General features: G+C 60.5%; 2 protein-coding genes and 1 pseudogene. All 3 read right to left on the bottom strand.

The annotated features are described in order from the left end of the window. Positions 1 to 214: pseudogene (locus tag ACNPAA_RS20705) on the bottom strand (IS5/IS1182 family transposase); the annotation flags it as partial. Between the two features lie 630 nt (positions 215 to 844). After that, a complete protein-coding gene (locus tag ACNPAA_RS20710) occupies positions 845 to 1,828 on the bottom strand; it encodes an MDR family oxidoreductase (protein WP_279988364.1) in 984 nt (327 codons plus the stop codon). A 52-nt stretch (positions 1,829 to 1,880) separates the two neighbouring features. Then, a complete protein-coding gene (locus tag ACNPAA_RS20715; protein WP_161469687.1) occupies positions 1,881 to 2,516 on the bottom strand; it encodes a TetR/AcrR family transcriptional regulator in 636 nt (211 codons plus the stop codon). Positions 2,517 to 2,691: the final 175 nt, after the last annotated feature.

Consider the following 2,691-nt stretch of genomic DNA (forward strand, 5'->3'; position numbering starts at 1 on the left):
GGTTGTACCAATGCTGCATGCAGTGAATGCGTAGCATGGTTTCCAGCGGATAAGGTCGCCGGCCATTACCAGCCTTGGGATAAAACGGCTCGATGACTTCCACCATGTTTTGCCATGGCAGAATCTGCTCCATGCGGGACAAGAAAATCTCTTTTCTGGTCTGACGGCGCTTACTGCTGAATTCACTGTCGGCGAAGGTGAGCTGATGACTCATGATGAACCCTTTTTCATGGCTCCAGATGACAAACATGATCTCATATCAGGGACTTGTTCGCACCTTCCATAAGTACACCCCAGCCAAGAAAATAGAATCATCCGACATCTCTTCGTTGACGAACCCTTCACACTTTCTGGGTATGAAGCGTCGTTTTGAGTGTAATGCACCCTGTCATTTGATTCGGGCTTTTCCATACAAAAAACAGGTTTAATACAAGGTGATGCGCCCTTTTTATATGCGGTGATAAATAAAACGTATTCCTATTCTGAATTATTTGTTCGATGCATCGATTGTTTAACGGGGGTCTGTCAGTGGGCAAGACAATGGTTCGCAGTCGTGGGCGAACAGGGCCTCATGTCGGCGAATACGGGTATCCAGGGCAGGGGCTTGTCGGTGAGGAGTGACGGTTGTCTGCATCGATGGGGGAGGGTGCGCAGCGGGAAGGTGCGGCATATAGAGGTGTCTCGGTCCCTCTGTCCGGGAAACCTGCACTTGAGTGTTTGAACGCATCTGTTGTCCATTGTCATGGACGATGGGAAGGAGGAGTGACGTTCCGTGTGGCTGCGAAATGCCCTGGAGAGGCTCGCCTGACGTGGTCAGGCGAGCCGGCTCATATCGCGTCAGTCATCACCCCTGGACATTGACCAGGATCCGGCCGCGCACCTGGCCTGCCAGGAAGGCATCCCCCAGGGGCACGACCTGGGAGAGGGGCACTTCCCGGGTGAGGAGATGGAGGCGGGTCAGGTCGAGATCCTCGGCCAGTCGGGCCCAGGCCTGCTGACGCAGCGGGCGCGGTGCCATCACGCTGTCGATGCCATAGAGGGTGACGCCGCGCAGGATGAAGGGCATGACGGTGGAGGGGAAGTCCATCCCTCCCGCCAGACCGCAGGCGGCCACGGCGCCGCCGTAGCGGGTAGTGGCGCAGGCATTGGCCAGGGTGTGGCTGCCGACGGTGTCGATGACGCCGGCCCAGCGTTCCTTGCCCAGCGGGCGTCCCGGCGCGGCCAGTTCGGCGCGATCGATCACCTCGGCGGCGCCGAGGGACGTCAGATAGTCGGCCTCGTGCAGCCGCCCGGTGGCGGCCACCACTCGATAGCCCAGCTTGGCCAGGAGGGTGATCGCCACGCTGCCCACGCCGCCGTTGGCGCCCGTCACCAGAATGTCACCGTCACCGGGGGTGATGCCGTGCTTCTCCAACGCCATCACACAGAGCATGGCGGTGTACCCTGCGGTGCCGATGGCCATGGCGTCCCGGGGCTGGAAGCGCTCAGGCAGGGCGACCAGCCAGTCGCCCCGGACCCGTGCCCGCTCTGCCAGCCCGCCACTGTGGGTCTCGCCCACGCCCCATCCGTTGAGCACCACCTTGTCGCCGGGGTACCAGTCGGGATGCTGGCTCTCCAGCACGGTACCGGCAAAGTCGATACCGGGGATCAGAGGGAAGCGGCGTACCACGGGGGAGGCGCCGGTGAGGGCCAGGCCATCCTTGTAGTTGAGGGAAGACCACTGTACCGCCACGGTCACATCCCCGGCAGGCAATATCTCCTCGGAGAGGCTCTGGTAGCTGGCGCGATAACCCGCCTCGTCTTTCTCGATCAGAATACCGTTGAACATCTTGTCTACTCCCATTAATTGGACTGGTTGACTATTAATATTCGTAAAAAAATCACTTTGCTAACTTCATGAAAAAATTGAAAAAAGAGAGCATGGGCTCGGTATCGCCCACCAGGCGTGCGCGCAGCACGGCCCCTTCCCAGCCGATCCAGAACTGATGGGCGAGGGCAGGGCAGTCACAATCAGGGGGCAGCTCCCCCGCCGTCACGGCATCCCTCAGGCAGCGGGCGAGCAGCGCCTCCCAGTCGAGGAGGATCTGCTCGAGGCGCAGGCGCAGCTCGGGGGACAGTTGCACCACCTCCTGACCCAGGTTGCCCACAAGGCAGCCCCGCTGGAACGCATAACGGGTCATGCCCCGGCAGGCGCTGTCGACGAAGGCGACAAGGCGGGCCAGGGGGGGCAGGCTCTCATCCTCCAGATAGCGCGTCAGCTTGCGGCAGAAGTAATGGTGATAGGCATCCATGACCGCCAGGGTGAAGTCGTGCTTGGTGGCGAAGTAGTGATAGAAGGAGCCCTTGGGGATCCCGGTCGACTGCAATACCCGCTCGATGGAGGTGGCGGCGATGCCCTGTTCGGTCAGCAGCTCCATGCCCCGGCGGATCAACAGATCCCGGGTGTCGGCATAGGTGTGCCCGTGCTGGGCAGGGCGGCCGCGAGGGCGGCGGGGCAGAGCGTCGCTGGTTGGCATGGGGGTTATTAGACGCTTCTACTAGAAATGATGCAAGCCCGGCGCCGGGCTAAGGCCGACATTCCGCACCTGATTTAGGAATAAATTTGCCGATAGCGCTCACCCAATACCTCCAAAATGATCTGCTGGTCTCCTGTTAGCTCCGTTACTTGTGGCGGAGCTTCTCCCAGTCGAT

Source organism: Aeromonas sp. PS2Canimalfood6 (assembly GCF_048276795.1).
GTDB classification, from domain to species: Bacteria; Pseudomonadota; Gammaproteobacteria; order Enterobacterales; family Aeromonadaceae; genus Aeromonas; species Aeromonas caviae.

Coding starts and splice junctions, on each gene's coding strand:
- ACNPAA_RS20710 (WP_279988364.1), bottom strand. CDS start 1,828: ATGTTCAACGGTATTCTGATCGAGAAAGACGAGGCGGGTTATCGCGCC.
- ACNPAA_RS20715 (WP_161469687.1), bottom strand. CDS start 2,516: ATGCCAACCAGCGACGCTCTGCCCCGCCGCCCTCGCGGCCGCCCTGCC.